The sequence below is a fragment of the Pseudomonas sp. NFPP04 genome, assembly GCF_900113815.1.
Lineage (GTDB): Bacteria > Pseudomonadota > Gammaproteobacteria > Pseudomonadales > Pseudomonadaceae > Aquipseudomonas > Aquipseudomonas extremorientalis.
In genome coordinates this window covers 97207-123795 of sequence record NZ_FOQS01000016.1, presented here as the reverse complement: position 1 = coordinate 123795, position 26589 = coordinate 97207, and the positions used below count along the sequence as shown (strand labels likewise).

Here is a 26589-nt window from a genome sequence, read left to right as displayed (position 1 = left end):
GCCTCATTTGCTGTCAAGTGATTATTTTCAGAAGTTTTCGAAGATTTCTTCAACAACTTCAACCACTTGCGCTTCCGATCTCTCGTTAGCGGGAGGCGAATTCTACAGCGTTACACGCTGCTGTCAACACCTCTTTTTCTCCGCTTTCGACCGAGAGGATCGAAACGTTAATAGAGCCAGACAACACTGCCCTATCAACTCCTCCTGGGCTTCGATAAACTGAAGCAAGTCGCTGTCGAATTCCGCGTAACTCTTTGTTTACCAAGGAGTTTTCCGTTTCGACTGCGCCGGAAGTGGGGCGAATTATAGACTTCCAGAATCTGCCGTCAACACCTTTTTTCATATTTCTGTCACACAGGTCAAAAAACTCCCAGAAACGCAAAAGCCGGCCCCGAGGGGCCGGCTTTCTGCACTACTTACAAACTAGGGAAAGCAAATTGCGAGGCTTCATGACTGGCCCGCTGCGGCCAACGCTGGGTAATCGCCTTGCGACGAGTATAGAAACGCACCCCATCCGGCCCGTAGGCATGCAGATCGCCAAACAGCGAACGCTTCCAGCCACCAAAACTGTGATACGCCACCGGCACAGGCAATGGAACATTCACCCCCACCATACCCACTTCAATCTCGTCACAGAACAAACGCGCCGCTTCACCGTCACGGGTGAAGATACACGTACCGTTACCGTATTCATGGTCGTTGATCAGTTGCATGGCCGCTTCCAGGCTATCCACCCGCACAACACACAACACCGGCCCAAAGATCTCTTCTTTGTAGATACGCATTTCAGGCGTCACATGATCAAACAGACTACCGCCCAGGAAGAAACCCTCTTCATGGCCCGTAACACTCAGCCCGCGCCCATCAACCACCAACCTGGCACCCGAAGAAACACCGTCTTCTATATAGCCACTGACCTTATCCCGCGCCTGGCCAGTCACCAACGGCCCCATATCCAGGCCACAAGACGTCCCCGCCCCGATCTTCAGTGCCTTGACCTGCGGCACCAGCTTGGCGATCAACGCATCCGCCACCTGGTCGCCCACGCACACCGCCACCGAGATCGCCATGCAACGCTCACCGCAGGAACCGTATGCTGCACCCATCAGAGCGCTGACGGCGTTATCCAGATCCGCATCCGGCATCAGCACCGCGTGGTTCTTCGCCCCACCCAATGCCTGTACGCGCTTGCCACGCTTGGTTGCCTCGGAGTAGATGTATTCGGCAATCGGCGTCGAGCCCACGAAGCTAAGCGCCTTCACTTCCGGCGCCTCGATCAGCGCGTCCACCGCGCCCTTGTCACCGTGCACCACGCTGAGCACGCCTTTGGGCAGCCCGGCTTCCTGCAACAGTTGTGCAATCAGCAATGTCGAGCTCGGATCACGCTCCGATGGTTTCAGGATGAAACAGTTACCGCAGACGATCGCCAGCGGATACATCCACAGCGGCACCATTGCCGGGAAGTTGAACGGGGTAATACCGGCCACTACGCCCAGCGGCTGGAAATCCGACCATGCATCAATATTTGGTCCTACATTACGGCTGTACTCGCCCTTCAGAATCTCTGGTGCCGAACACGCGTACTCAACGTTCTCGATGCCACGCTTCAACTCACCGGCGGCATCTTCCAGCGTCTTGCCATGCTCTTCGCTGATCAGTTGCGAAATGCGCGCTTCGTTCTGTTCCAGCAATTGCTTGAAACGAAACATCACCTGGGCACGCTTGGCCGGCGGAGTATTACGCCACGCCGGGAACGCCGCCTTGGCTGCGTCGATCGCCTGCTGGATGGTTTCACGGCTGGCCAACGGCACTTGATGAATCACTTGGCCGGTCGACGGGTTGTACACGTCGGCACTACGGCCGGAATCATTGATCAACTCACCGTTGATCAAATGCTGGATAAGGCTCATGCGGGGCTCCTGAAAAGTTGTTCTATATAGAAGGAGAAATCAGTCGATCTTGTTCAGCACTTCGCCGACCGCATCGAACAGGCGATCCAGGTCCTGCGGCTTGCTGTTGAAGGTTGGCCCGAACTGCAGGGTGTCACCGCCAAAGCGCACGTAGAAACCCGCTTTCCACAAAGCCATGCCGGCCTCGAATGGACGCACGATGGCATCACCATCACGCGGGGCAATCTGGATCGCGCCGGCCAGGCCGTAGTTGCGAATATCGATCACGTTCTTGCTGCCCTTCAAGCCATGCAGCGCATTCTCAAAGTGCGGGGCGACTTCAGCGACGCTCTGCACCAGGTTTTCCTTCTGCAACAGGTCCAATGCCGCCAGGCCCGCCGCGCAGGCCACCGGGTGCGCCGAGTAGGTGTAGCCGTGGGGGAATTCCACCGCGTACTCCGGCGTCGCCTGGTTCATGAAGGTCTGGTAGATCTCGCTGCTGGCAATCACTGCGCCCATCGGGATCGCGCCGTTGGTGACTTGCTTGGCGATGCACATCAGGTCCGGGGTCACGCCGAAGCTGTCGGCACCGAACATCGAGCCGGTACGACCGAAACCGGTGATCACTTCATCGAACACCAGCAGGATATTGTGCTGGTCACAGATCTCACGCAGACGCTTGAGATAACCCTGTGGCGGCACCAGCACGCCAGCGGAGCCGGCCATAGGTTCGACAAACACTGCAGCGATGTTCGACGCGTCGTGCAATTCGATCAGCTTGAGCAGTTCGTCTGCCAGCGCGATACCGCCCTGCTCCGGCATGCCACGGGAGAAGGCATTGCTTGCCAGCAAGGTATGCGGCAAATGGTCAACGTCCATCAAGCCCTGGCCAAACAGCTTACGGTTGCCGTTGACGCCCCCCAGGCTGGTACCGGCAATGTTCACACCGTGATAACCACGGGCGCGACCGATCATCTTGGTCTTGGTGGCCTGGCCCTTCAGGCGCCAGTACGCACGCACCATCTTCACCGCCGTATCGGCACACTCGGAGCCAGAGTCGGTGAAGAACACATGGTTCAGGTTGCCTGGGGTCAGGTCGGTAATCTTTTCCGCCAACTGGAAGGACAATGGATGACCGTACTGGAAGCCCGGCGAGTAGTCCAACGTGCCCAGCTGCTTGGCGACCGCTTCCTGGATTTCCTTGCGCGTATGCCCGGCACCACAGGTCCACAGGCCCGACAACGAGTCATACACCTTGCGGCCCTTGTCATCGGTCAACCAGCTCCCTTCGGCGGCCACGATCAGGCGCGGGTCACGCTGGAAGTTTCGGTTGGCGGTGTATGGCATCCAGTGCGCGTCCAGCTTCAATTGGCTGGCCAGGGACGATGGGGCATTTTCGAGCATGTTCATCAGCAAAACCTCGCAGGGCAAAAGGCAGCGTCGGGATTGAAAAAGCGTTGTTGCAGCTAAATTGCCACGGCGATAAAGTCGGTGAAATCCAACTCTTCTAACCTTCAGTCAGGCCTTCACTAAACTATGAGCAGCCGTCGACCCGACCCCTTGGCCCAAGTCAGCGACTTCGATATCCGCCTGCTGCGCATCTTTCGCAGCGTGGTGGAGTGCGGCGGCTTCTCCGCGGCGGAAACCGTGCTGGGCATCGGGCGCTCGGCGATCAGCCAGCAAATGAGCGACCTGGAGCAACGCCTCGGATTGAGACTGTGCCAACGCGGCCGCGCCGGCTTCTCCCTGACCGAAGAGGGCCGCGAGGTCTACCAGTCGGCCCTGCAACTGCTGAGTGCCCTGGAAAGCTTTCGCACCGAGGTCAACGGCCTGCACCAGCACTTGCGTGGTGAGTTGATCATCGGCCTCACCGACAACCTCGTCACCCTGCCCCACATGCGCATCACCCACGCGCTCGCACAACTGAAGGAGCGCGGGCCGGACGTGCAGATCCAGATCCGTATGATCGCCCCCAACGAAGTCGAACAAGGCGTGCTCGATGGCCGCTTGCATGTGGGCGTGGTGCCGCAGGCCAGCGCCTTGTCGGGGTTGGAATACCAGCCGCTGTACAGTGAACGTTCATTGCTCTACTGCGCGGTCGGCCACCCGTTGTTCTATGCCGACAACAGGCAACTGGAAGATGCACGCATTGACGCTCAGGACGCCATCGCCCCGACCTTCCGCCTGCCCGCCGAAATCCAGGCCCATTACCAGGCGCTCAACTGCACGGCCAGCGCCTCCGACCGCGAAGGCATGGCGTTCCTGATCCTCACCGGTCGTTACATCGGTTACCTGCCCGACCACTACGCGAGCCTTTGGGTACAACAAGGCCGACTGCGTGCGCTGAAACCGGCTACGCGTTTTTACGATTTAAGCCTCGCATCGGTCACGCGCAAAGGCCGGCGCCCCCATTTGGTGCTGGAAAGCTTCCTGGAAAGTCTCGCGGCAACCCGCTAACTCGGCCTCGCAGCTAAAAGCTGAGCAGTTGGACAGCTTTTTGCAACAACCCAAGGACATAGACCTTGAGTTTGCCCGCCATGCCACCAGAAACGTCCAACAGCAGCGATCTTATCTACGGGCTCAACGACCGCCCGAAACCCGGACCTGCCTTACTCGCCGCCCTGCAACATGTACTTGCTGCATTTGTCGGCATCATCACCCCGCCGCTGATCATCGGCTCCGCCCTGGGGCTCACCGCCCATTTGCCCTACCTGATCAGCATGGCGCTGATGGTCTCCGGTGTCGGCACCTTCATCCAGGCGCGCAGGCCCTTCGGTATAGGCGCCGGGATGATCTGCCTGCAAGGCACCAGCTTCGCGTTTCTCGGCGCGGTGCTGTCGGCAGGTTTCCTGGTGAAACAACGCGGCGGCAGCCCGGAAGACATCATGGCGATGATCTTCGGCGTGTGCTTTTTCGGCGCCGTGGTGCAGATCGTGTTGAGCCGCTTCATCGGGCAGCTGCGCCGAGTCATCACGCCTCTGGTCACCGGAATCGTCATCACCCTGATCGGCATCAGCTTGATCAAAGTCGGTATCACCGACCTCGGCGGCGGCTTCAATGCCGCCGATTTCGGCGCGCCGACCAACCTGGCGCTGGGCCTGTTCGTGGTGTTGACGATCATTCTGCTCAACCGCTCGAATACACCTTGGGTGCGCCTCTCGGCCATCATCATCGGCCTCGCCCTCGGCAGCCTGGCCGCCTGGTTCAGTGGCAAACTGGTGCCTCAAGCCCTGCCAGATCTGCCGCTGGTCAGCCTGCCGATCCCGTTCCGCTTTGGTTTCAACTTCGACTGGAGCGCGTTCCTACCGATCGCGCTTATTTATCTGATCAGCAGCATCGAAACCGTTGGCGACCTCACCGCCAACTGCATGATTGCCCGCCAACCCATCAGCGGCCCTTCTTATATAGGCAGACTCAAGGGCGGCGTACTCGGTGATGGCGTGAGCTGCATGATCGCCGCCACCTTGAGCGCCTTCCCCAACACCACCTTCGCGCAGAACAATGGTGTAATCCAACTCACCGGCGTGGCCAGCCGCTACGTTGGCCTCTACATCGGCGCGGTGCTGTTTTGTCTCGGTCTGTTTCCAATGATTGGCGCCGTGCTGCAACAAATCCCCAAGCCGGTGTTGGGGGGCGCCACCCTGGTGATGTTCGGCAGTGTGGCCGCTGCTGGCGTGCGCATCCTCGCCCAGGCACCGCTGGACCGGCGCAGCATGCTGATCATCGCCACTTCGTTTGGCGTCGGCCTGGGCATCGCCGCCCAACCGAACCTGCTGCATCTGATGCCGACGCTGGTGCAGAACCTGTTTGACTCCGCCATCACCAGCGGCGGGCTGACGGCCATCGTGTTGTGCCTGTTGCTGCCCGAAAGCAAGGCCCCCAGCGCTGCCGCAAACAAAGCACCGGAAAGCGACAGCCTGGAACCGCTTTGACGGTTTTATTGCATCAGGACTTGTCTGAGGCTTGAGGGTGGGTTATCTGTGCACACGTCGTCTCAATCGATCAGCACGGAAACCTCCATGAGCCTCGAAGTTCCTGCCCACAGCACCCACGCCGGTAAGCCCGCCAGCCGCATTCGGCAAAAGAACGAACAAGCGATTCTGCAGGCGGCTGAAGACGAGTTCGCGCGCCATGGCTACAAAGGCACCAGCATGAACACCATCGCGGCCAGTGCCGGGCTGCCCAAGGCCAACTTGCATTACTACTTCACAAACAAGCTGGGCCTGTATATCGCGGTGCTCAGCAATATCCTCGAGCTGTGGGACAGCACCTTCAACACGCTGACCGCCGAAGATGACCCGGCCGTGGCGCTCACCCGCTACATCCGCACCAAGATGGAGTTCTCGCGTCGCCAGCCCCAGGCTTCGCGAATCTTCGCGATGGAGATCATCAGCGGCGGCGAATGCCTCACCGAATATTTCAGCCAGGACTACCGCGCCTGGTTCAGCGGCCGGGCAGCCGTGTTCCAGGCCTGGATCGACGCTGGCAAGATGGACCCGATAGACCCCGTGCACCTGATCTTTCTGCTGTGGGGCAGCACCCAGCACTACGCCGACTTCGCCACCCAGATCTGCCGCGTCACCGGCCGCACCAAGCTGACCAAGCAGGACATGGAAGACGCCGGCACCAACCTGATCCATATCATCCTCAAGGGCTGCGGCATCAAGCCCGTCCATTAAACGAAGCGACTTATGCCTTTCACGCTCACCGGCCTTTGCGAGTTTCGCGAAGAAATACGCAAAAGCCGCTTTATCACCCTCGCCGCACCGATCACCAGCCCGCAAGACGCCCAGGCGTTTTTCGAGCAACACAGCGACTTGAACGCCACGCACAATTGCTGGGCCTGGAAGCTGGCCGATCAATACCGCAGCAACGACGACGGCGAACCCGGCGGCACCGCCGGGCGGCCGATCCTGGCGGCCATCGAGGCACAGGGCTTCGATCAGGTGGCGGTGCTGGTGATTCGCTGGTACGGCGGCATCCAGCTGGGCACCGGCGGTCTGGCCCGGGCCTATGGCGGTGGAGCGAACAAATGCCTGCAAACCGCCGATCGCATCGAACTGATCAGCCGTGTCCCCTTGAGTTGCGCTTGTGGCTTCGCCGAGTTGAACCTGGTGAAACTGCGAGTCGCCGAACTGGGTGGGCTGGTGGTCGAAGAAACCTTCACCGCCAATGGCGTCGAGCTGCAACTGGCCTTGGGCGAAGCGCATATCGACACCCTGCAAATTCAACTCGCCGACCTCAGCCGTGGGCGTATCCTGCTACAACGCTGAACTCCGTGAACCGCGACGCTAAAGGAAGCTTTTCATGTCTACGCCAAAAACCGCACTGATCATCGGCGCCTCCCGCGGCCTGGGCCTCGGCCTGGTCAAGCAACTGCTTCAGGACGGCTGGGAGGTGACCGCCACCGTGCGTGACCCGAGCAAGGCCGATGCGCTGAAAGCCGTTGGGCCGGTACAGATCGAGAAGCTCGACATGGACGATCAGCAAGCCGTGATCGCCCTGAGCCAACGCCTCAAGGCCAGCACCTTCGACCTGCTGTTCGTCAACGCCGGCGTCAAGGGCCCTGCCAACCAGGAGCCGGGCCACGCCACCCTGGCCGAAGTCGGCCAACTGTTTTTCACCAATGCCGTAGCGCCGATCAACCTGGCCCAGCGTTTCGTCGGGCAGATCCGCAAGGACACTGGCGTGCTGGCGTTCATGAGTTCGGTGCTGGGCAGCGTGACCATCCCGGACGGCTCGGACCTGGCGCTGTACAAAGCCAGCAAGGCGGCACTCAACTCCATGACCAACAGCTTCATCACTCAGTTGGGTGATCACAAGCTGACCGTACTGTCGCTGCATCCGGGCTGGGTGAAGACTGATATGGGCGGCGAAAACGCCCATATCGATGTCGACACCAGCGTGCGCGGCCTGGTCGACCAGGTGAACGCCTACACCGGCAAAGGCGGCCATCACTTCATCGACTACAAAGGCGACACCATCGCCTGGTAAGCGGTGCGGGATTGTTATCGACCGATTGCCGTCGATAACAATCCGCGCGTAGACTGCCCACCTCGCCCTCACGGGCGACCCTGGATCAGCAGACAGGGCAACACTGAGCTGGCAAACCTGAACCCATCATTCAGAGGAGCCGGCCAATGCCTGCGACCCGTAGCTGGTTAAAAAAACCCCTCGCGATTTTCCCGGCCAACGGCCTCGACGCCCGTGGCGGCCTGGTGCTGCAGGACGGTGTGATCACCGAAGTGCTGGCCCAGGGCCAAGAACCCACGCAGCCCTGCGCACAGGTGTTCGATGCCCGTGAACATGTGGTCCTGCCGGGGCTGATCAACACCCACCATCACTTCTATCAAACCCTGACCCGCGCCTGGGCACCGGTGGTCAATCAGCCGTTGTTTCCCTGGTTGAAGACCCTGTACCCGGTCTGGGCACGGCTCACCCCGGAAAAACTCGCACTGGCCAGTAAAGTTGCGTTGGCCGAACTGCTGCTCTCGGGCTGCACCACGGCGGCAGACCACCACTACCTGTTCCCCGAGGGCCTGGAAAACGCTATCGACGTGCAAGTGCAAAGCGTGCGCGAATTGGGCATGCGCGCCATGCTCACCCGCGGTTCCATGAGCCTGGGCGAGGCCGACGGTGGCCTGCCGCCGCAACAGACGGTGCAACAGGGCCAGGTCATCCTCGAAGACAGCCAGCGCCTGATCCGTGAATACCACCAGCGTGGCGACGGCGCGCAGATCCAGATTGCCCTGGCGCCCTGCTCGCCGTTTTCCGTCACCCCGGAAATCATGGAAGCCAGCGCTGAACTGGCCAATCGCCTGGATGTGCGCCTGCACACCCACCTGGCGGAAACCCTCGACGAGGAGGATTTCTGCCTGCAACGTTTCGGCCTGCGTACCGTGGATTACCTGGACAGCGTCGGCTGGCTCGGTCCGCGCACGTGGCTGGCCCATGGCATTCACTTCAACCCGGATGAAATCGCGCGCCTGGGCGCTGCCGGCACCGGCATCTGCCATTGCCCAAGCTCGAACATGCGCCTGGCGTCCGGCATCTGCCCGACCCTGGACCTGCTCGCGGCCGGCGCGCCTATCGGCCTGGGTGTGGACGGTTCCGCGTCCAACGACGCGTCGAATATGATCCTTGAAGCGCGCCAGGCTTTGTACATCCAGCGCCTGCGTTACGGCGCGGAAAAGATCACCCCGGAAGGTGTGCTGGGTTGGGCGACCAAGGGTTCGGCGCAGTTGCTGGGGCGTACGGATATCGGTGAGTTGGCCGTAGGCAAGCAGGCCGATCTGGCGCTGTTCAAGCTGGATGAGCTGCGCTTTTCCGGCAGCCACGATCCGATTTCGGCGTTGCTGTTGTGCGGCGCCGACCGTGCGGACCGGGTAATGATCGGCGGCAAATGGCGCGTGATCGACGGCCAGGTCGAAGGCCTGGACCTCAAGGGCCTGATCGCCGATCACACCCAGGCCGCGCGGCAGCTGATCGCTGGCTGATTACAACCCCAACAGCGACAGCATGATAAAGGTCGCAAACAGCACGAAATGGGTCATCCCTTCGATGGCGTTGGTTTCGCCATCGTTGAGGTTGATCGCGCTGACGATCAGCGTGATAAACACCATCACGGTCTGCACCGGCGTCATCGCCATCTGGAACGGCTGCCCGGTGTAGAGCGCCATCGCCTCCATCACCGGCACCGTCAGGATCACCGTCGACAGCGAAGCACCCAGCGCGATATTCACCACCGACTGCATGCGGTTCGCCAACGCCGCCCGCAACGCGGTCAGAATCTCCGGTGCTGCCGAAATGGCCGCGACCACGATCGCCGTGATCACCGGCGGCGCGCCTGTGCCTTCCAGGCCCAGGTCCAAGGTCTTGGACATCACCTCGGCCAGTGCACCGATCACAATCACCCCAAACACCAGCGTGCCAATGGAAAACGCCAGGTTGACTGGCGGCGCTTCCTGTTCTTCCGGCAGTTTCTTGCGGCGCTTTTCCGGGTAGCTGTAGCTGAAGAAGTAACTGTGCGGCCCAACCTGCATACGCAGGAACAGGGTGTACAACACCACCATCGCGCCAATGGTGAAGGCCGAATAGATTTTCCAGTCGGCTTCGGGGATAAATTCCGGCACCACCATCGACACACCCATGGCGGTGAGGATCATCACGCTGTAGGTGCGTGCCGAGTCATCGTTGTAGGACTGTTCACCATGCTTGATGCCGCCCATCAGCGCGGCCAGGCCGAGGATCCCGTTGATGTCGAGCATCACCGCAGAATAGATGGTGTCGCGCACCAGGGTGGGCGATGGCTCATTGCTCATCATGATCGCCAGGATCACCACTTCCACCAGCACGGCGGCGAGGGTGAGGATCATGGTGCCGTAGGGATCGCCGACTTTTTCCGCGAGCTGCTCGGCGTGATGGGCCACGCGCATCGACGCCACCACGATAAAGCCGATCAGCACCACACCGGCCAGCAGCGCCGTGATTTGGCCACTATGGAGCATCCAGTGCTCCAGCGGATAGGCAGCGATGGCGGCAATCAGCGCCAGCAGCATGAATTTTTCTTGCTTGAGGGATGTGAGCATTCCGGGCCTTTTAGTACGGCAAATCAGTCATTGATGGGGTACAGACTGCGCCAAGCCGCTAACGTTTCGTTACACCTTAGTTCACAAGGCCCTTGCGTGAATGCAACGAAAGCAATCCTGCTGGTCAGGTTTTGCCGATTATTTCAGCCATGGCCTGTAGAATGCCTTCATTGCACCTGATGAGAATTTAGAAAATGTACGATTGGCTCAACGCCCTGCCCAAGGCTGAACTGCACCTGCACCTGGAAGGCTCGCTGGAGCCGGAGTTGCTGTTCGCCCTGGCCGAGCGCAACAAGATTGCGCTGCCGTGGAACGACGTCGAAACCCTGCGCAAGGCCTACGCCTTCAACAACCTGCAGGAATTCCTCGACCTGTATTACAAGGGTGCCGACGTGCTGCGCACTTCCCAGGATTTCTACGACCTGACCTGGGCCTACCTGCTGCGTTGCAAAGCGCAGAACGTGATCCACACCGAACCCTTCTTCGACCCGCAAACCCACACCGACCGTGGCATACCGTTCGAAGTGGTACTCAACGGCATCGCTGCGGCGCTGAAAGATGGCGAGCAGCAACTGGGGATCACCAGCGGCTTGATCCTCAGCTTCCTGCGCCACCTGAGCGAAGCCGAAGCCGAAAAAACCCTCGACCAGGCCCTGCCGTTCCGCGACGCGTTCGTGGCCGTGGGCCTGGACAGCTCTGAAATGGGTCACCCGCCAAGCAAATTCCAGCGTGTGTTCGACCGTGCCCGCCACGAAGGCTTCCTCACCGTCGCCCACGCCGGTGAAGAAGGCCCGCCGGAGTACATCTGGGAAGCCATCGACCTGCTGAAAATCCAGCGTATCGACCATGGCGTACGCGCCATCGAAGACGAGCGCCTGATGCAGCGCATCATCGACGAGCAGATCCCACTGACCGTGTGCCCGCTGTCCAACACCAAGCTGTGCGTGTTCGACGACATGGCCCAGCACAACATCCTCGACATGCTCGAGCGTGGCGTGAAGGTGACCGTGAACTCGGATGACCCGGCGTACTTCGGCGGTTATGTCACCGAGAACTTCCACGCGTTGTACAGCTCACTGGGCATGACCCAGGACCAGGCCAGACGCCTGGCGCAAAACAGCCTGGATGCGCGACTGGTCAAACCGTAATACCCGTGGGAGCCGGCTTGCCGGCTCCTGCACAGTCAATGCCTGGACCATCACTCAGGCACGGCCAACCGGCTGATCGCCCTGCGCCCGATGGCACTGACCTGCAAGGCCTGGGACTCATTGCTCACGCAGATCCAGTTCGACTGCAAAAACAATTGCAACAACCCCGCCCCCAACGCACCGCCCAGGTGCGGCTGCTGCTGGCTCCAGTCAAAGCAGTTACACACCAGCGGCGACGCCAATGCCTGGGTAAAAATCCCCAGTTTTGCCAAGTGCTGGGCGCCCTTCACCGTGACATCGGGACGCTGTTCGTAGCGCTCGATCCAGCCTGCGTCCAGCAGATGTTGATACAACTGCGCCCCCAACTCGCCACCAAGGTGCCCATGGCACAAACGGGCATGACGTAACGACGGCGGAGCAATCAGGGTCGGCGGCAAAGCATCCGGCGCGCTGCGCGCAGCGCAGGCCATGGTGGTCCTGGCCAGGGCATCGATGGCTGCACTGACATCCGGCGCCGCCACGCGAAACAGGCGCTTGCCACGCCTGGCTTCCACACGCAGCAAACCGCCTGCGGTCAGTCGCGCCAGGTGCGCATGGGCGGAGGTCGTGGACAAACCGGCGAACGTCGCCAACTCTATCGGTGACTTGGCTGAACCGTCCATCAAGGCCCACAGCATGGCGGTGCGCTTGGGCTCGGCGAGCAAGCTGGCGATCTGACTGATGCAAGGTGCTGCTTCCATCTTTTCACTCCCTGTTGGCTTATTTTTCTACTGATGTGGGAGCCAGAGTATAGGGGCGCAAACCACCGGTTCCACGGCGTCTGACAGCGCGAATAGGGACAGGACCTGAGTGAAATTTCCTGCTCTGATGGAAGGCGCTATGTCGCGCTCAATCGCTCCGGCCATTGAGCGGTCAACGTCGCACAGCGAGATACGAGCATTTCCCGCAACAGGTTGATGGGCTTGCTCAGTTGCGCACGATGGGCACACAGCAGATTGAGCGGCGTGCGCTCACCACGCAGCTCCGGCAGGATCAGGCGCAAGCGGCCCGCGAGCACATCGGTGCTGACATCCAGCCAGGATTTGTAGGCAATCCCCACACCCGCCACCGCCCAACGACGGACCACGTCGGCATCGTCACTGAAGCGGTCACCCGTGACGGTCAAGCTCACTTCACGTTTGCCGTCGTGGAACGTCCAGTGGTCATGAACCCGGCTTCCGAGCATATAGAGCAGGCAATTGTGCTGGGCCAATTGCTCCAGGTGCCGTGGCTGACCATAACGGGCGAGGTAGCTGGGGGAGGCACACAGCACGCGAACATTCTCCGGCGCAACCGGCAGCGCGATAAGGCTCGAATCCTCGGGCTCACCATAGCGCAGGGCAATATCCACCGGCTGGCGAAACAGGTCGGCAATCCGATCACCCAACAGCAGACGGACGGTAAGTTGCGGATACTCACGCTGAAATTCATCCAACCACGGCAGCAACTGGTTACGCCCGAAATCCGACGGGGCGGACAGCTGCAGCACGCCGCTGACATGGTCCTGGCCGCTGGCCAATAAACGGCGCCCCTCGTCCAGTGAACTCAACGCAGCACGGGCATACTCCAGGAAGCCCTCGCCTTCGGCCGTCAGGCGCAAGCTGCGGGTGGAACGCGCCAGCAAGCGCGCGTCCAGTTGCTGTTCGATACGCTTGAGCGCGGCGCTGGCTACGGCGGGCGACAGGTCCATCACCCGTGCCGCTGCGGACAGGCTGCCGAGGTCCGCCGCCCGTACAAACAACTGCAAATCATCAAAGCGCAGCATGTGTTCCCGCCCATTATCAAAATTTTATTGAAACAGACTGCTGTTTTAGCCGCTTTTATCTGCGCGGGAAATAGCCAATCATCTGTGCATCCCGTTCATCACGTGTCTGGAGTTGACTATGTCCACCGCCTTTAACGTCATTGCCACGCTGATCGCCAAACCCGGCCAACAAGCCACCCTGGAACCCTTGCTGCGCGGCCTGCTGGAACCCACGCGCCTGGAGGCCGGTTGCGAACAATACGACCTGCACCAAGACCTGCAACACCCCGAGACCTTCTACATGCTCGAACGCTGGAGCGACGAAGCGGCGCTCGCCGACCACGACCAGAGCGCGCATATCCAGAGCTTTCGCACCCAGGCCGCTGATGTAATCGAACACTTCGAACTCAAGCGCCTGAAATTTCTCGCCTGATCATCGCCCTTTTTCCGGAGCCATCATGAAAGCCATTGCCTACTACGCCTCACTGCCGATCAACGATCCAAACGCCTTGCAAGACATCGAGCTGCCAGCGCCCGTCGCCGGCCCGCGTGACCTGCTGGTGGAAGTCAAAGCCATCTCGGTCAACCCGGTGGACACCAAGGTGCGCCAGAACGTCGCCCCGGAAAACGGCGCCGCCAAGGTGCTGGGCTGGGACGTCGCCGGTGTGGTCAAGGCCGTCGGCAGCGACGTGACGCTGTTCAAGACCGGTGACAAGGTGTTCTACGCCGGTTCCCTGGTGCGCCCAGGCGGCAACAGCGAACTGCACACCGTGGACGAGCGCATCGTCGGCCATATGCCGAAAAGCCTGGGCTTTGCCGAAGCCGCCGCGCTGCCACTGACGGCGATCACCGCCTGGGAGCTGCTGTTCGAACGCCTGCAAGTGCGTGAGGGTAAACAGGATGAAGGCCAGAGCCTGCTGATCGTCGGTGCCGCCGGTGGTGTGGGCTCGATCCTGACCCAATTGGCCAGCCAGCTCACCGCCTTGAAAGTGATCGGCACCGCTTCGCGCCCGGAAACCCAGGCATGGGCCAGGGACCTCGGCGCCGAGCTGGTGATCGACCACAGCCAACCCTTGAGCGAAGCGCTGAAAAGTGCCGGCCACCCGCACGTGACCCACGTCGCCAGCCTGACCCAGACCGATCATCATCTGGACCAGCTGGTCGAGGCTCTGCAACCCCAGGGCAAGCTGGCGCTGATCGACGATCCCAAGGCGCTGGACGTCAGCAAGCTCAAGCGCAAAAGCCTGTCGTTGCACTGGGAGTTCATGTACACCCGCTCGATGTTCGAGACACCGGACATGATCGAGCAGCACAACCTGCTCAACCGCGTGGCCGAACTGATCGACGCCGGCACCCTGAAAACCACGGTGGGCGAACACTTCGGCGTGATCAATGCGGCCAACCTGCGCCGTGCCCATGCGCTGCTGGAAAGCGGCAAGGCCAAGGGCAAGATCGTGCTGGAAGGGTTCTGAAAAAACGGCTTTCAGCGTCGTCCATTATTCATGTGAGTAATGGACGACACCGCTAGTCAGAGAGTTGATCCTTGTCATATTTGTGAGCGTATTCGGGTTTATATTGGCCGCCTTTGCCACGATTCTTTTACGTGAGGAAGTCAGCAATGAAGATCCTGATAAAAGCGTTAGCAAAATCCGCAGGCAATAAATGGCAGGTGCGTCTCGACCAGGACGCCTTCACCTTCCGCACCGAGGCCGAGGCCCGCGCCTTTGCCGACACCCTGCAAGCCCGTATCCAGGCCCCCCACCGTTTCCCCATCAGCCAGCAACGTTCTGCCGCTGGCTGACCCGCTCTTCAGACCTGCGCCTGCAAGGCCCGTTTGCGTTGCAGGCGCTGGGTCGACATCGCAATCGTCACCGCCAGTACACCGCACAAGCTGATGACCATGGCCATCGGCATCGCCGTGCCGTCGTGCAACACGCCGACCAACGAAGCAGCGCCGGCGGCCACGCCAAACTGAATGCAGCCGAGCAACGCCGAAGCGCTACCGGCCCGTGCACCCTGCCCGCTCATGGCGCAGGCCGAAGTGTTAGGCAGAATGCAGCCCAGGCTGGCAATGCAGATAAACAGCGGCACCAGCAATGGCCACAATGCATCGGTGCGCAATGCCGCGATACCCAGCAACGTCAACGCCGCCAACAGGTAGATCCACACACTGCGCGACAGCAGGAACGCCGGGCCGCGCTTGGACAGCAGCCGCGCATTGACCTGCGCCACGAGGATAAAACCCGCCGCGTTGGAGCCGAACAGCCAGCCGTAATGCTCGGCCGGCACGCCATAGAGTTGGATAAACACGAAAGGTGAACCGGCGATGTAGGCAAACATCCCGGCAATCGAAATGCCACCGGTGAGGGCATACCCGAGGTAGACGCGGTCCGACAACAAGGCCGCATAGCGACGCAACGAGCCGGACAACGGCTGGCGCGGCTGATGGGCCGGAAAGGTTTCCGGCAACCCGACGGCGACCGCGATGGCCGCCATTACGCTGAATATCGACAGCGCCAGGAAAATCGACTGCCAGCCCCACAGCCCCACCATCAACCCACCGGCCAGCGGCGCGAGGATCGGCGCCAGGCCAGTGACCAGCATCAGTTGGGAAAAGACTTTGGCCGACCCCACCGCGTCGCATTTGTCGCTGACCACGGCACGGGAAATCACCATGCCCGCGCAGCCGCCCAGGGCCTGCACGAAACGCGCGCCAATCAACCATTCCAGTGAAGGCGCAAAGGCGCAGGCGAAGGAGGCCAAGGTGAACAAGGTGACGCCGCTGAGCAGCGGACCGCGCCGACCAAAGCGGTCAGCCAATGGACCGTAGATCAACTGGCCGATGGCCAAGCCGCCGAAATACACCGCCAGGGTCAGCTGGATGTGTTTTTCATCGGTGGCAAAGGCCTTGGCCATGGCCGGGAAGCCCGGCAGGTAAAAGTCGATCGCCAGCGGCGCGAAGGCGCTCAAGGCACCCAGGATCAGGATTATGCGGAGGTTCATCGGGCACCCAAGTGAGTCGGCAGCCCGATAGTCTAGCCGCGCTTAGGTGCGTTGAACACGATAGCTCGCTAACTATTTGTCCGCGTCAGGCGAGCTTGGCGCTATAGCCCTCGTCTTTGATTGCCTCGATCACTTGCTCGGCAGACAAGCGGCTCTCGACGCCCACCTCTTTTGCCGCCAGGTCGACCTTCACGCTGGCCGCCGGGTCCTGGTTCTGCACCGCCTGGGTCACCGCTCGAACGCAATGGCCGCAGGTCATTCCTTCAACGCTGAATACTTGCATGACATGACTCCTTTGATGAGGTTGGACCCAGTCTCGACCTTGCCACGATGGCAAGGTCAAGTTCCGGAAGTTTCTGCCGGGCTGGTATTTGTCCGCTTCAAAGGCCAAGCTTCACTCATCTTCGATTCACACCACGGAGCATTCGCCATGCGCTGGTCGTTTTTTGCCCTTGCCGGCCTGATGAGCCTGTCGGCCGCCGCGCCCCAAGCCTTCGCCGCAGAAGACTATGCGGTGCTGATCATTTCCCGGGAACGCCTGGAGGTGCCGACCAACTGCGAAATCGGTCTGTACCTGAATGACCAGTTGGCGGGCCGGCTGTTCCAGGAGCAGGCCACCTCGTTCAACCTGCCGGCGGGCAACCTGTCACTGCGCCTGAAGTTACTGCCGGGCCAATCCCCGGGTTGCCTGCCGGGCCTGCTGGCACCGCCTGCTCAGAACATCACGCTCAAGGTCGGTGATGTGCGCAAGTTGCGCATTGCCCAGGGCCCGGACGGCATGTACCTCAAGCCCGCCGCCTTGGAATACTGAAGGCGCTTGACCTTCCCCACAGGTCAAGGTTGATGCTAGGGGCAACTTCTCCTGGAGGACTGCCCCATGAATGGATCCACCACCTTTGACCTGCCCATCGGCGGCATGACCTGCGCCAGCTGTGCCGGCCGGGTCGAGCGCGCGCTGAGCAAGGTGCCGGGGGTGCAAAGCGTCAGCGTCAACCTGGCCAATGAACGCGCCCATGTCGAAGTGCTCGGTGTGATGGACCCCGGCGTGCTGATTGCCGCCGTCGACAAAGCCGGCTACACCGCCAGCCTGCCCCAAAGCGAAACCACCACCGATGCCGATCAGGCCCGGCGCCTGCACCGCGAGCGTTGGTCGTTGCTGCTGGCGATCCTGCTGGCACTGCCGTTGGTATTGCCGATGCTGGTGGAGCCCTTCGGCCTGCACTGGATGCTGCCGGCCTGGGCGCAGTTCGCCCTGGCCACGCCGGTCCAATTCATCTTCGGCGCACGCTTTTATATTGCTGCCTGGAAAGCCGTGCGGGCCGGTGCCGGCAATATGGACCTGCTGGTCGCCATCGGCACCAGCGCCGGTTACGGCCTGAGTATCTACGAGTGGCTCACCGCTCACCCAGGCATGACGCCGCACCTGTACTTCGAAGCGTCGGCCGTGGTGATCGCCCTGGTGCTACTGGGTAAATACCTGGAGAGCCGCGCCAAACGCCAGACCGCCAGCGCCATCCGCGCCCTGGAAGCCCTGCGCCCGGAGCGAGCGATTCGGGTACTGGATGGCCGCGAAGAAGACGTCGCCATCAGCGTCCTCAAGCTCAATGACCTGGTGCTGGTGAAACCCGGCGAACGCTTCCCGGTGGACGGTGAAGTGGTCGAGGGTCAGAGCCACGCCGACGAAGCGTTGATCAGCGGCGAAAGCCTGCCGGTGCCAAAGCAACCTGGCGACAAAGTCACCGGTGGCGCCATCAACGGCGAAGGCCGCCTGCTGGTACGCACCCTGGCCCTCGGCGCCGAAAGCGTGCTGGCGCGGATCATCCGTCTGGTGGAAGACGCCCAGGCCGCCAAGGCACCGATCCAGAAGCTGGTGGATAAAGTCAGCCAAGTGTTTGTCCCGGCCGTGCTGGTGCTGGCGTTGATCACCCTGGTGGGCTGGTGGCTGTACGGTGCTTCCCTGGAGACCGCGATCATCAATGCCGTGGATGTGCTGGTGATCGCCTGCCCCTGTGCCTTGGGCCTGGCCACACCCACCGCAATCATGGCCGGCACCGGCGTTGCCGCCCGCCACGGCATCCTGATCAAGGACGCCGAGGCCCTGGAGCGCGCCCATGAAGTGAGCGCCGTGGTCTTCGACAAGACCGGCACCCTCACCTCAGGCGCCCCGAAAATCGCCCACTTGGTCGCCGTGGATGGCAACGAAGCGCGGCTGCTGCAACACGCCGGCGCACTGCAACGCGGCAGTGAACACCCTTTGGCCAAAGCCGTATTGGATGCGTGCAAGGAACAAGGGTTGGCAGTTGCCGATGTGACGGCCAGCCAATCCCTGACCGGCCGCGGCATCGCCGGAACCCTGGACGGCCAGTCGCTGGCCCTGGGCAATCGCCGCCTGCTCGAAGAAAACGGCTTGAACGCGGGGGGCCTGGCGGACTCGGCCAAGGCCTGGGAAGCCGAAGGCCGCACCTTGTCCTGGCTGATCGAGCAAGGCGCCCAACCGCGAGTGCTGGGGCTGTTCGCTTTTGGCGATACGCTCAAGCCCGGCGCGCTGGAAGCGGTACGGCAACTCAAGGCCCGGCACATCAGCAGCCATTTGCTCACCGGTGATAATCACGGCAGCGCTCGCGTGGTCGCCGAGGCTTTGGGTATCGACGATGTACACGCCGAAGTGCTGCCCGCCGATAAAGCCGCAACTGTCACTGAGCTGAAGACAACCGGCGTGGTGGCCATGGTCGGCGACGGCATCAACGACGCCCCGGCCCTGGCCGCCGCCGATATCGGCATTGCCATGGGCGGTGGCACCGACGTGGCCATGCACGCGGCCGGTATCACCCTGATGCGCGGCGACCCGCGCCTGGTGCCGGCAGCCCTGGAGATCAGCCGCAAGACCTACGCCAAGATCCGTCAGAACCTGTTCTGGGCCTTTGTGTATAACCTGATCGGCATTCCATTGGCCGCATTCGGCCTGCTCAACCCGGTATTGGCCGGCGCGGCAATGGCCTTGTCGAGTGTCAGCGTGGTCAGCAATGCCTTACTGTTGAAGACCTGGAAACCCAAGGACCTGGAGGATCGACGCCCATGAACATCGGCCAAGCCGCACGCCAGACCGGGCTCAGCGCCAAGATGATTCGCTACTACGAATCCATCGGCCTGCTGAAGCCAGCCCACCGCACCGACAGTGGCTATCGCGTGTACGGCGCGGATGACCTGCACACCCTGGCGTTTATCAAACGCTCGCGCGACCTGGGATTTTCTCTGGAGGAAGTCGGCAGGCTACTGACCCTGTGGCAGGACCGGCAACGGGCCAGCGCCGATGTAAAAGCCTTGGCGCGCCAGCATATCGAGGCATTGAACCAGAAGATTCTTGAGCTGGGGCAACTGCGCGATACCTTGCAGGACCTGGTGGAGCACTGCCAGGGCGATCATCGGCCGGATTGTCCGATTCTCAAGGAGTTGGCGTCCGGAAGCTGCTGCGCCTGACCGAATGTGCACAAATCCAATGTGGGAGGGGGCTTGCCCCCGATTGCAGTGGGTCAGCTACAGATAAGCCGGCTGATCCACCGCTATCGGGGGCAAGCCCCCTCCCACATTGTGATTTCCAGTTATCTGGAAATCACTGCATCCACGGCGGCGGCGGCGGTTCGTCCGGCACCTTGCTCGGCGGCGCATCGTCCGCCGCGCGAATCGCCTGGCGGCGCTCTTCATCCAACCGCGCCGCTTCGATCTCGCGGATCACACCGCCGACGTCTGCCAGTTCTTCCGGCTCGTCGAACTCACCGGTCAACACGCTGGCAGGGTGCAACGTGCCGGCTTCGTACAGCGCCCACATTTCCTTGGCGTACTTGGTCTTCTTCAACTCCGGGGCAAAGCGCCCGAAATAGGAAGCCATGTTGCCCACGTCCCGCTCCAGCATGCTGAACGCGTGGTTGTTGCCCGCCGCATCCACCGCCTGGGGCAGGTCGATGATCACAGGGCCGGTGGGCGTGAGCAGTACGTTGAACTCGGACAGGTCACCGTGCACCAGGCCGGTACACAGCATCAGCACGATCTGGGAAATCAGGAAGGCGTGGTATTCGCGCGCCTGGTCCGGTTCCAGCACCACGTCGTTCAGACGCGGCGCCGCATCGCCGTACTCGTCGGCCACCAGTTCCATCAGCAGCACGCCTTCAAGGAAGTCGAACGGCTGGGGCACGCGGACGCCCGCACCGGCCAGGCGGAACAATGCAGCCACTTCGGCGTTCTGCCAGGCATCCTCGGTTTCTTTCTTGCCGAACTTGGAGCCCTTGGCCATGGCCCGGGCCTGCCGGCTGTTACGGACCTTACGGCCTTCCTGGTATTCGGACGCTTGACGAAAACTTCGTTTGTTCGCCTCCTTGTAAACCTTGGCGCAACGCAATTCGTTGCCGCAGCGCACCACATAAACAGCTGCTTCTTTACCACTCATGAGTGGGCGCAGCACTTCGTCGACCAGACCGTCTTCGATCAGGGGTTCAATGCGTTTAGGAGTCTTCATCAGCTTTTATTGTGGGTCCTGTATTACCAAACACGCGTATGGCACTCGTTATACGGCAATCAGCTCGCCGGTGGGAGAGGCTAGCGACCGTTGATCACTTAAGAATGCATCCAATATGCCAGTTTCAGCGCTCGATGATCGCCGTAACACCCTGACCGCCCGCAGCGCAGATCGAAATCAGCCCACGCCCCTTGCCCGCCGCGTCCAGCAACTTGGCCAGATTGGCAACGATACGCCCACCGGTGGCGGCAAACGGATGGCCGGCGGCCAGGGAACTGCCTTTAACGTTCAAGCGGCTACGGTCGATGGAACCCAAGGGGGCGTCAAGTCCAAGGCGCGTCTTGCAGTAGTCCGCATCCTCCCAAGCCTTGAGCGTGCACAACACTTGGGCAGCGAAGGCTTCGTGGATCTCGTAGTAATCGAAGTCCTGCAGCGTCAGACCGTTCCTCGCCAGCAAGCGCGGTACCGCATACACCGGCGCCATCAGCAGGCCTTCGGCACCGTTGACGAAGTCCACCGCCGCCGCTTCGCCATCGCGCAGGTACGCGAGGATCGGCAGGCCGCGCTCCCTGGCCCACGCTTCACTGCCCAAGAGCACCAACGATGCGCCGTCGGTGAGCGGCGTGGAGTTGCCGGCAGTGAGCGTGCCCTTTGCGCTGCGTTCGAAGGCGGGTTTAAGGGCGGCGAGTTTTTCCAGGGTCAGGTCGGGACGCAGGTTGTTGTCGCGGGTCAGGCCCAGGAACGGCGTGAGCAGATCGTTGTGCCAGCCCTCGGCATAGGCGGCGGCCATTTTCTGGTGGCTTTCCAGGGCCAACTGGTCCTGCTCGGCGCGGGGGATCTGCCAGGTCTGCGCCATCAATTCGCAGTGCTGGCCCATGGACAAACCGGTACGCGGTTCGCCGTTGCGCGGCAGTTCCGGCTTGAGGTGATGGGGACGAAGTTGTAACAGGACTTTTAATTTATCCGCCATGGACTTGCTGCGGTTGGCTTGCAGCAAAAGCCTGCGCAGCCCTTCGTTCACCCCGATCGGTGCGTCGGAGGTGGTGTCGACCCCACCGGCAATCCCGCATTCGATCTGGCCCAGGGCGATCTTGTTGGCCACCAGCAACGCCGCTTCCAGGCCGGTGCCGCAGGCCTGTTGAATGTCATAGGCCGGGGTTTGCGGGGACAGGCGCGAGCCAAGCACACATTCGCGGGTCAAGTTGAAATCCCTCGAGTGCTTGAGCACCGCGCCGGCAGCCACTTCGCCCAGGCGCAGGCCGTGCAGGTTGTAGCGTTCGATCAGGCCTTCGAGGGCCGCGGTCAGCATTGCCTGGTTGCTCGCCGTGGCATAGGGGCCATTGGAACGGGCGAAGGGAATGCGGTTACCGCCAATGATCGCTACACGGCGCAATTGAGTCATGGAAAGCTCCCTCTGTCTGTTATGGGCTGGATTACTGAGCCTAGTCGAACGACTGCTACCCTGGGATGGTCAACCCTTTGAACCCCAGCCTTCGGAGAGCGTTCCATGTCTGACCGTTATATCGACTTCGCCAACTCTAGCCTCGGCCATCGTCTGGTCGCCGCCATTGGCCTGCCGTCGCCGGTACGCCTGGAACGCTGGCAGGCCGGGCGCCTGCGCCCGGTGGAAGGCGCATTGCTGCTGGGCGGCGGTGCACTGGTCAGCAAGGTGCAGGCGTTCGCCAACAAGCTCACCGACGCGATCTACACCTACGGCGCTGAGACGTCGACGTGGATCCCCGGCCACGGCCCCAAGCTCAAGGCCGTCGTGTTCGACGCCAGCGACTTGCAACACACCGACCAGCTCAAGCAACTGCGCGAGTTCTTCCAGCCGCTGCTGAAAAACCTGGATAACAGCGCACACCTGGTGATCCTCGGCCGTGCGCCGGAAAACCTCAGCGATCCGTTCGCTGCCAGTGCCCAACGCGCCCTGGAAGGCTTCAGTCGCTCGCTGGCCAAGGAGTTGCGCAACGGTGGCGTGTTGCAATTGCTGTATGTCGGCGACGGTGCCGAAGACCAGTTGGAAGGCGCCCTGCGCTTCTTCCTCTCGCCGAAAAGCGCCTATATCTCCGGCCAGGTGATCCGCCTGGAGGCTTGCACTACACCGGTGGAAGATTGGACACGGCCGCTGGCCGGGCGCAAGGCGCTGGTCACCGGCGCCGCCCGGGGCATCGGGGCATCCATCGCCGAGACCCTGGCCCGCGATGGTGCCGAGGTGATCCTGCTCGACGTGCCCCAGGCCAAGGCCGACCTCGACGCCCTGGCCGCACGCCTGGGTGCACGCACCGTAGCGCTGGATATCTGCGCCGAAGACGCCGGCAACCAATTGATCGAACACTTGCCCGAAGGCCTCGACATCCTGGTGCATAACGCGGGTATCACCCGTGACAAAACCCTGGCAAACATGACCCCGGAATACTGGGACGCGGTGCTGGCGGTCAACCTCAATGCACCGCAGGTACTGACCCAGGCGCTGCTCGACAGCGGCACCCTGCACGACAACGCCCGTGTAGTGCTGCTGGCTTCGATCAGCGGCATCGCCGGCAACCGTGGGCAAACCAACTATGCGGCGAGCAAGGCCGGCTTGATCGGCCTCGCACAGGCCTGGGCGCCGCTGCTCAAGGAGCGCGGCATCAGTATCAACGCCGTGGCGCCGGGGTTTATCGAAACCCAGATGACCGCGCATATCCCGTTCGCCTTGCGTGAGGCCGGGCGACGCATGAGTTCGCTGGGCCAGGGCGGCCTGCCGCAGGACGTCGCCGAAGCGGTAGCCTGGCTGGGCCAACCGGGTTCCGGTGCGGTCAGCGGGCAAGCGCTGCGGGTGTGTGGGCAAAGTCTGCTGGGGGCGTAACCATGCAATGGAAGACGTTAGACAGTGCACCGTCTCTGCCGCCGCTGTATTGGCGTGCGGCCCTCAAGCGCAAGATCACCGGCCGCACGCTGCCAGAGCACGGGTTGCGCTGCCGGGTCAGCATCGACCCCAAGCGGGTAGCGGCCTATCGCAAGGTCTGCGGCTTTGCCGACAGTCCGATCCTGCCGGCGACGTATCCGCATATCCTTGCGTTCGGTTTGCAGATGCAGTTGCTCACCGATAAGAGTTTTCCGTTCCCGCTGCTGGGGCTGATTCACCTGAGTAACCGCATCCGCATTCATCGCCCCCTGGGGGGTGTGAGCGACCTGTCTGTGGCTGTACACGCGCAGAACCTCAAGCCCCACGCCAAGGGCGCAACCTTCGACCTGATCACCACGGTTGAAGACTCCCTCGGCCTGCTGTGGGAAGCTGAAAGCCGCATGTTGTGCCGGGGCGTGAAGCTGGAAGGCGCGGCAGAAGATATCGCCCAATCGCCCCCCGACCAGGTCAGCGAGCTGACCCGCTGGAAAGCCCCCGCCGATATCGGCCGTCGTTATGCGCGAGTCTCCGGTGATTACAACCCGATCCACCTCAGCGCCCTGACCGCCAAGCTGTTCGGCTTCCCCCAGGCCATCGCCCATGGGTTGTGGAACAAGGCGCACACCGTTGCCGCGCTCGGCGAACACTTGCCCGCCGCCAATATCGAGATCGACGTCGAGTTCAGGAAACCTGTGCGCCTGCCCGGTGAAGTGACGTTATTGTCCAGCGCCGCCGGTTCCAGCGGAGAGTTGCGGTTGAAAGGCGCGGGCGATATTGAACATATGGTAGGTAAGTGGCGACCGATCGCCTGAAACAAACAGATTAATTGTATATATACACCCTAAGTAATAGCGGACTTTATGAAGTCCGCTTTTTTATTTAACCAATTGATTTATAACCTATATATATCTTGATACATCCACCCTTTACACCCTTGGCATTAGTTGCTTAACCGGTACATCGCTGCTGTATATAAATCGTTAATACCAAGTAGAGCATTGAGAGAACGCACCGCCGGGGCTGTTATAGCCGCACGGACAAACGCATCGCTATCCCCAGAAGTAGCGAGCGCTTGAAGACAACCAAGGTTGTACAGGTGCAAGGAACTCAATCATGAAAACTCAAGTCGTGTTTTGGAAAGCAAGTACCGCGCTGGCCCTGGCAGTAGCACTGGCACTCGGCGGCTGCAGCAGCGGTGGTGGTGGGCACAAATCCAGCGTTGCAGCATCCTCCCCGGATGCAGGTGCAGGAACCGGGGGTGGCACGGGTGGCGGTGATGGCAGTGGCACAGGCGGCACAGGTGGTGGCACAGGCGGTGGCACGGGTGGCGGCACAGGCGGTGGTACGGGTGGCGGCACAGGCTCGACCAGCACACCTCTGGTCACCGGCCAGATTGCCGGTACCCTGGGTGGCACCGTGGGTAACGTAGGCGCTGCCGTCGGCGATCTGGGCGACACTTTGACCAGCGTCCCCATCGTCGGCACCACCGCAGGAGGCCTGGTCACCGCAACCGGCAATGCGGTCACCAGTATTGGAACCGGCGTCACTGCAGGCCTGGGCTCCCTGGGCACAAACAGCAATTCCTTAGGCATCACCGTGGCGGGTGTAGGTAATGGCGTCGCCGACTTGGGCGACGGCCTTTCGACCACTGGCAGATCGTTGTCCACTACGCTGGGCGGTGTTCCAGTCGTCGGCGGACTGACCGGCGGTGTAGGGGGCGCAGCAGGAGGCCTGGTCGACCAGGTTGGCCAGGCCGTCACCATGCTCGGCGATACCTTGAGTACCGCCAGCACCACCGGCCCGCTGGGCTCGATCACCGGCACTGTCGGCGCAAGAGTGCTGGTACCCGTGGTGTCGTTGGTGGAAAACACCACCGGCAACCTCGGCAACGCAACCGGTCTGGGAAACCCGGTAAACGGCCTGGTGGATAAGGTCGGTGCCGCAGTCACCGGCCTGGGTGGCCAGGTGGCCAGCGCAGGCGGTACCGGTAACCCCGTCACTGACATCGTGGGTGGCGCATTGACCGGCGTCGGTGGCGTGCTCGACAAATCAGGGGGTTATGTCGCTCCAGCGGGTGGCGCTTCCGCACCTGGCTTGCCGGAGTTGGTGGGTGGCCTGGTGGCAAACGTCGGTAACGGGCTGAACGCTGGCAACACCAACGGCGCGGTCAGCGCAGCAGGTGTCACCGGTGGCGCGCTGGGCGGCACCGTCGCCTCCCTCGGCACCGTCATCGGTGGTACCGGCGTGGCCAACACGGGGGCAACGGCACCCGTCGCAGGCCTGGCAACCAATGTCGGCGCAGCCCTCAATCCGGTGACCTCAGGCGTGGCCAGCCTCACGCAAAACATCGGCACAACCACAGGCGTCGGTGCTCCGGTCAACGGCCTGGTGACCAACGTGGGCGCCGCAGTCACCAACGTCGGGACCACGTTGACCGGTGCAAATGCCAACCCGATCACTAACGCGCTGGGCAATACCGTCAGTGCCGTAGGCGGCACGGTAGGCTCGGTCGGGGGCCTGGTCACTGGCGGTACCGGCAGCAGTGGCGGCCTGCTCGGTGGCTTGAGCGTCGGCGCCTCCGCCAATGGCAGTGCAGGCGCTACCACCAACACCGGTGTAGGCGGTTTGCTCACAGGCCTCACCGGTCAATAGAAATGCACCTGGCCGATTAGACGGCCTCACCTACAGCGCCTACGCTTGGTTGAGACGAGAGACCCCCAATAAGTCTCTCGTCTTTTTTATGCGGCTTGGCACCATGTTCCTCCCGAACCGAGTCCC

General features: G+C 61.7%; 25 protein-coding genes. 16 read left to right on the top strand and 9 right to left on the bottom strand.

Annotation, left to right across the window (positions count from 1 at the left end; genetic code table 11):
* Positions 1-416: 416 nt before the first annotated feature.
* The gene (locus BM017_RS26350; RefSeq protein ID WP_092250069.1) at positions 417-1910 is read right to left on the bottom strand and encodes a CoA-acylating methylmalonate-semialdehyde dehydrogenase; all 1494 of its coding nucleotides are present in this window, start codon (positions 1908-1910) and stop codon (positions 417-419) included.
* Positions 1911-1949: 39 nt separating this feature from the next.
* Positions 1950-3299 (bottom strand): omega-aminotransferase AptA, encoded by a 1350-nt coding sequence (locus BM017_RS26345; RefSeq protein WP_092250066.1) that lies wholly within the window; start codon positions 3297-3299, stop codon positions 1950-1952.
* A 126-nt stretch (positions 3300-3425) separates the two neighbouring features.
* Between BM017_RS26345 and BM017_RS26340 the strand changes: the two genes are divergently transcribed.
* From BM017_RS26340 to BM017_RS26315, 6 genes are all read left to right on the top strand, one after another.
* Positions 3426-4346: a LysR family transcriptional regulator gene (locus tag BM017_RS26340; protein WP_092250063.1), complete on the top strand. Its 921-nt coding sequence runs from the start codon at positions 3426-3428 to the stop codon at positions 4344-4346.
* Between the two features lie 80 nt (positions 4347-4426).
* Entirely contained in the window at positions 4427-5821 is a 1395-nt protein-coding gene (locus tag BM017_RS26335) for a uracil-xanthine permease family protein (protein WP_092250060.1), read from the top strand.
* 87 nt (positions 5822-5908) lie between these two features.
* Positions 5909-6568, top strand: a complete 660-nt coding sequence (locus BM017_RS26330) for a TetR/AcrR family transcriptional regulator (protein ID WP_092250056.1) — start codon at positions 5909-5911, stop codon at positions 6566-6568.
* 12 nt (positions 6569-6580) lie between these two features.
* Complete coding sequence (locus BM017_RS26325) at positions 6581-7162, top strand: IMPACT family protein (protein WP_058423629.1); 582 nt, start codon at positions 6581-6583, stop codon at positions 7160-7162.
* Between the two features lie 34 nt (positions 7163-7196).
* A complete protein-coding gene (locus BM017_RS26320) occupies positions 7197-7883 on the top strand; it encodes an SDR family oxidoreductase (protein ID WP_092250053.1) in 687 nt (228 codons plus the stop codon).
* A 146-nt stretch (positions 7884-8029) separates the two neighbouring features.
* The gene (locus BM017_RS26315; protein ID WP_092250050.1) at positions 8030-9385 is read left to right on the top strand and encodes an 8-oxoguanine deaminase; all 1356 of its coding nucleotides are present in this window, start codon (positions 8030-8032) and stop codon (positions 9383-9385) included.
* On the opposite strand, the gene BM017_RS26310 is transcribed toward BM017_RS26315, so the two are convergent.
* The gene (locus BM017_RS26310) at positions 9386-10477 is read right to left on the bottom strand and encodes a calcium:cation antiporter (RefSeq protein WP_071491557.1); all 1092 of its coding nucleotides are present in this window, start codon (positions 10475-10477) and stop codon (positions 9386-9388) included.
* 194 nt (positions 10478-10671) lie between these two features.
* On the opposite strand from BM017_RS26310, the gene BM017_RS26305 reads away from it, so the two are divergent.
* Positions 10672-11625 (top strand): adenosine deaminase, encoded by a 954-nt coding sequence (locus BM017_RS26305; RefSeq protein ID WP_092250047.1) that lies wholly within the window; start codon positions 10672-10674, stop codon positions 11623-11625.
* A 50-nt stretch (positions 11626-11675) separates the two neighbouring features.
* Here BM017_RS26305 and BM017_RS26300 read toward each other — a convergent pair whose 3' ends face one another.
* Together BM017_RS26300 and BM017_RS26295 are read right to left on the bottom strand one after the other, a co-directional pair.
* Positions 11676-12365, bottom strand: a complete 690-nt coding sequence (locus tag BM017_RS26300) for an ArsR/SmtB family transcription factor (RefSeq protein WP_092250044.1) — start codon at positions 12363-12365, stop codon at positions 11676-11678.
* Positions 12366-12502: 137 nt separating this feature from the next.
* Positions 12503-13429: a LysR family transcriptional regulator gene (locus tag BM017_RS26295; RefSeq protein WP_071491560.1), complete on the bottom strand. Its 927-nt coding sequence runs from the start codon at positions 13427-13429 to the stop codon at positions 12503-12505.
* Positions 13430-13547: 118 nt separating this feature from the next.
* On the opposite strand from BM017_RS26295, the gene BM017_RS26290 reads away from it, so the two are divergent.
* From BM017_RS26290 to BM017_RS26280, 3 genes are all read left to right on the top strand, one after another.
* Positions 13548-13841: a putative quinol monooxygenase gene (locus BM017_RS26290; protein ID WP_092250040.1), complete on the top strand. Its 294-nt coding sequence runs from the start codon at positions 13548-13550 to the stop codon at positions 13839-13841.
* Between the two features lie 25 nt (positions 13842-13866).
* Positions 13867-14880, top strand: a complete 1014-nt coding sequence (locus BM017_RS26285) for a zinc-binding alcohol dehydrogenase family protein (RefSeq protein ID WP_092250037.1) — start codon at positions 13867-13869, stop codon at positions 14878-14880.
* 146 nt (positions 14881-15026) lie between these two features.
* Positions 15027-15209 carry a hypothetical protein gene (locus tag BM017_RS26280; protein ID WP_071491563.1) on the top strand — a complete coding sequence of 61 codons (183 nt, stop codon included), beginning with the start codon at positions 15027-15029 and terminating at the stop codon, positions 15207-15209.
* A gap of 8 nt (positions 15210-15217) precedes the next feature.
* Here BM017_RS26280 and BM017_RS26275 read toward each other — a convergent pair whose 3' ends face one another.
* A complete protein-coding gene (locus BM017_RS26275; protein WP_092250034.1) occupies positions 15218-16411 on the bottom strand; it encodes a Bcr/CflA family multidrug efflux MFS transporter in 1194 nt (397 codons plus the stop codon).
* An 85-nt stretch (positions 16412-16496) separates the two neighbouring features.
* Positions 16497-16694 (bottom strand): heavy-metal-associated domain-containing protein, encoded by a 198-nt coding sequence (locus BM017_RS26270; protein ID WP_092250031.1) that lies wholly within the window; start codon positions 16692-16694, stop codon positions 16497-16499.
* A gap of 147 nt (positions 16695-16841) precedes the next feature.
* On the opposite strand from BM017_RS26270, the gene BM017_RS26265 reads away from it, so the two are divergent.
* The 3 genes from BM017_RS26265 (at position 16842) to cueR (ending at position 19888) form a co-directional block, all read left to right on the top strand.
* Positions 16842-17222 (top strand): hypothetical protein, encoded by a 381-nt coding sequence (locus BM017_RS26265; RefSeq protein WP_071491565.1) that lies wholly within the window; start codon positions 16842-16844, stop codon positions 17220-17222.
* A 66-nt stretch (positions 17223-17288) separates the two neighbouring features.
* The gene (locus BM017_RS26260) at positions 17289-19490 is read left to right on the top strand and encodes a heavy metal translocating P-type ATPase (RefSeq protein ID WP_092250028.1); all 2202 of its coding nucleotides are present in this window, start codon (positions 17289-17291) and stop codon (positions 19488-19490) included.
* Entirely contained in the window at positions 19487-19888 is a 402-nt protein-coding gene (cueR, locus tag BM017_RS26255) for a Cu(I)-responsive transcriptional regulator (RefSeq protein ID WP_092250025.1), read from the top strand. The genes BM017_RS26260 and cueR overlap by 4 nt, the downstream gene beginning before the upstream one ends.
* A gap of 133 nt (positions 19889-20021) precedes the next feature.
* Here the strand turns inward: cueR and BM017_RS26250 are convergent, their stop codons facing one another.
* Positions 20022-20921 (bottom strand): PA4780 family RIO1-like protein kinase, encoded by a 900-nt coding sequence (locus tag BM017_RS26250; RefSeq protein WP_014716761.1) that lies wholly within the window; start codon positions 20919-20921, stop codon positions 20022-20024.
* Between the two features lie 124 nt (positions 20922-21045).
* Positions 21046-22323 carry an acetyl-CoA C-acetyltransferase gene (locus BM017_RS26245; protein WP_092250022.1) on the bottom strand — a complete coding sequence of 426 codons (1278 nt, stop codon included), beginning with the start codon at positions 22321-22323 and terminating at the stop codon, positions 21046-21048.
* A 105-nt stretch (positions 22324-22428) separates the two neighbouring features.
* Between BM017_RS26245 and BM017_RS26240 the strand changes: the two genes are divergently transcribed.
* The 3 genes from BM017_RS26240 to BM017_RS26230 all read left to right on the top strand — a co-directional run bounded on the left by BM017_RS26240 (position 22429) and on the right by BM017_RS26230 (position 26463).
* Entirely contained in the window at positions 22429-23772 is a 1344-nt protein-coding gene (locus BM017_RS26240) for a 3-oxoacyl-ACP reductase (RefSeq protein ID WP_092250019.1), read from the top strand.
* Between the two features lie 2 nt (positions 23773-23774).
* Entirely contained in the window at positions 23775-24623 is an 849-nt protein-coding gene (locus tag BM017_RS26235) for a MaoC family dehydratase (RefSeq protein WP_092250016.1), read from the top strand.
* A 301-nt stretch (positions 24624-24924) separates the two neighbouring features.
* Positions 24925-26463 (top strand): collagen-like triple helix repeat-containing protein, encoded by a 1539-nt coding sequence (locus tag BM017_RS26230; RefSeq protein WP_170856123.1) that lies wholly within the window; start codon positions 24925-24927, stop codon positions 26461-26463.
* Positions 26464-26589: the final 126 nt, after the last annotated feature.

Bases quoted from the DNA above. Each gene is read 5' to 3' on its own strand.
- BM017_RS26295 (WP_071491560.1), bottom strand. From the start codon at position 13,429: ATGCTGCGCTTTGATGATTTGCAGTTGTTTGTACGGGCGGCGGACCTC.
- BM017_RS26300 (WP_092250044.1), bottom strand. From the start codon at position 12,365: ATGGAAGCAGCACCTTGCATCAGTCAGATCGCCAGCTTGCTCGCCGAG.
- BM017_RS26280 (WP_071491563.1), top strand. From the start codon at position 15,027: ATGAAGATCCTGATAAAAGCGTTAGCAAAATCCGCAGGCAATAAATGG.
- BM017_RS26310 (WP_071491557.1), bottom strand. From the start codon at position 10,477: ATGCTCACATCCCTCAAGCAAGAAAAATTCATGCTGCTGGCGCTGATT.
- BM017_RS26230 (WP_170856123.1), top strand. From the start codon at position 24,925: ATGAAAACTCAAGTCGTGTTTTGGAAAGCAAGTACCGCGCTGGCCCTG.
- BM017_RS26275 (WP_092250034.1), bottom strand. From the start codon at position 16,411: ATGAACCTCCGCATAATCCTGATCCTGGGTGCCTTGAGCGCCTTCGCG.
- BM017_RS26345 (WP_092250066.1), bottom strand. From the start codon at position 3,299: ATGAACATGCTCGAAAATGCCCCATCGTCCCTGGCCAGCCAATTGAAG.
- BM017_RS26305 (WP_092250047.1), top strand. From the start codon at position 10,672: ATGTACGATTGGCTCAACGCCCTGCCCAAGGCTGAACTGCACCTGCAC.
- cueR (WP_092250025.1), top strand. From the start codon at position 19,487: ATGAACATCGGCCAAGCCGCACGCCAGACCGGGCTCAGCGCCAAGATG.
- BM017_RS26330 (WP_092250056.1), top strand. From the start codon at position 5,909: ATGAGCCTCGAAGTTCCTGCCCACAGCACCCACGCCGGTAAGCCCGCC.
- BM017_RS26250 (WP_014716761.1), bottom strand. From the start codon at position 20,921: ATGAAGACTCCTAAACGCATTGAACCCCTGATCGAAGACGGTCTGGTC.
- BM017_RS26245 (WP_092250022.1), bottom strand. From the start codon at position 22,323: ATGACTCAATTGCGCCGTGTAGCGATCATTGGCGGTAACCGCATTCCC.
- BM017_RS26285 (WP_092250037.1), top strand. From the start codon at position 13,867: ATGAAAGCCATTGCCTACTACGCCTCACTGCCGATCAACGATCCAAAC.
- BM017_RS26265 (WP_071491565.1), top strand. From the start codon at position 16,842: ATGCGCTGGTCGTTTTTTGCCCTTGCCGGCCTGATGAGCCTGTCGGCC.
- BM017_RS26325 (WP_058423629.1), top strand. From the start codon at position 6,581: ATGCCTTTCACGCTCACCGGCCTTTGCGAGTTTCGCGAAGAAATACGC.
- BM017_RS26235 (WP_092250016.1), top strand. From the start codon at position 23,775: ATGCAATGGAAGACGTTAGACAGTGCACCGTCTCTGCCGCCGCTGTAT.
- BM017_RS26320 (WP_092250053.1), top strand. From the start codon at position 7,197: ATGTCTACGCCAAAAACCGCACTGATCATCGGCGCCTCCCGCGGCCTG.
- BM017_RS26350 (WP_092250069.1), bottom strand. From the start codon at position 1,910: ATGAGCCTTATCCAGCATTTGATCAACGGTGAGTTGATCAATGATTCC.
- BM017_RS26335 (WP_092250060.1), top strand. From the start codon at position 4,427: ATGCCACCAGAAACGTCCAACAGCAGCGATCTTATCTACGGGCTCAAC.
- BM017_RS26340 (WP_092250063.1), top strand. From the start codon at position 3,426: ATGAGCAGCCGTCGACCCGACCCCTTGGCCCAAGTCAGCGACTTCGAT.
- BM017_RS26270 (WP_092250031.1), bottom strand. From the start codon at position 16,694: ATGCAAGTATTCAGCGTTGAAGGAATGACCTGCGGCCATTGCGTTCGA.
- BM017_RS26290 (WP_092250040.1), top strand. From the start codon at position 13,548: ATGTCCACCGCCTTTAACGTCATTGCCACGCTGATCGCCAAACCCGGC.
- BM017_RS26260 (WP_092250028.1), top strand. From the start codon at position 17,289: ATGAATGGATCCACCACCTTTGACCTGCCCATCGGCGGCATGACCTGC.
- BM017_RS26240 (WP_092250019.1), top strand. From the start codon at position 22,429: ATGTCTGACCGTTATATCGACTTCGCCAACTCTAGCCTCGGCCATCGT.
- BM017_RS26315 (WP_092250050.1), top strand. From the start codon at position 8,030: ATGCCTGCGACCCGTAGCTGGTTAAAAAAACCCCTCGCGATTTTCCCG.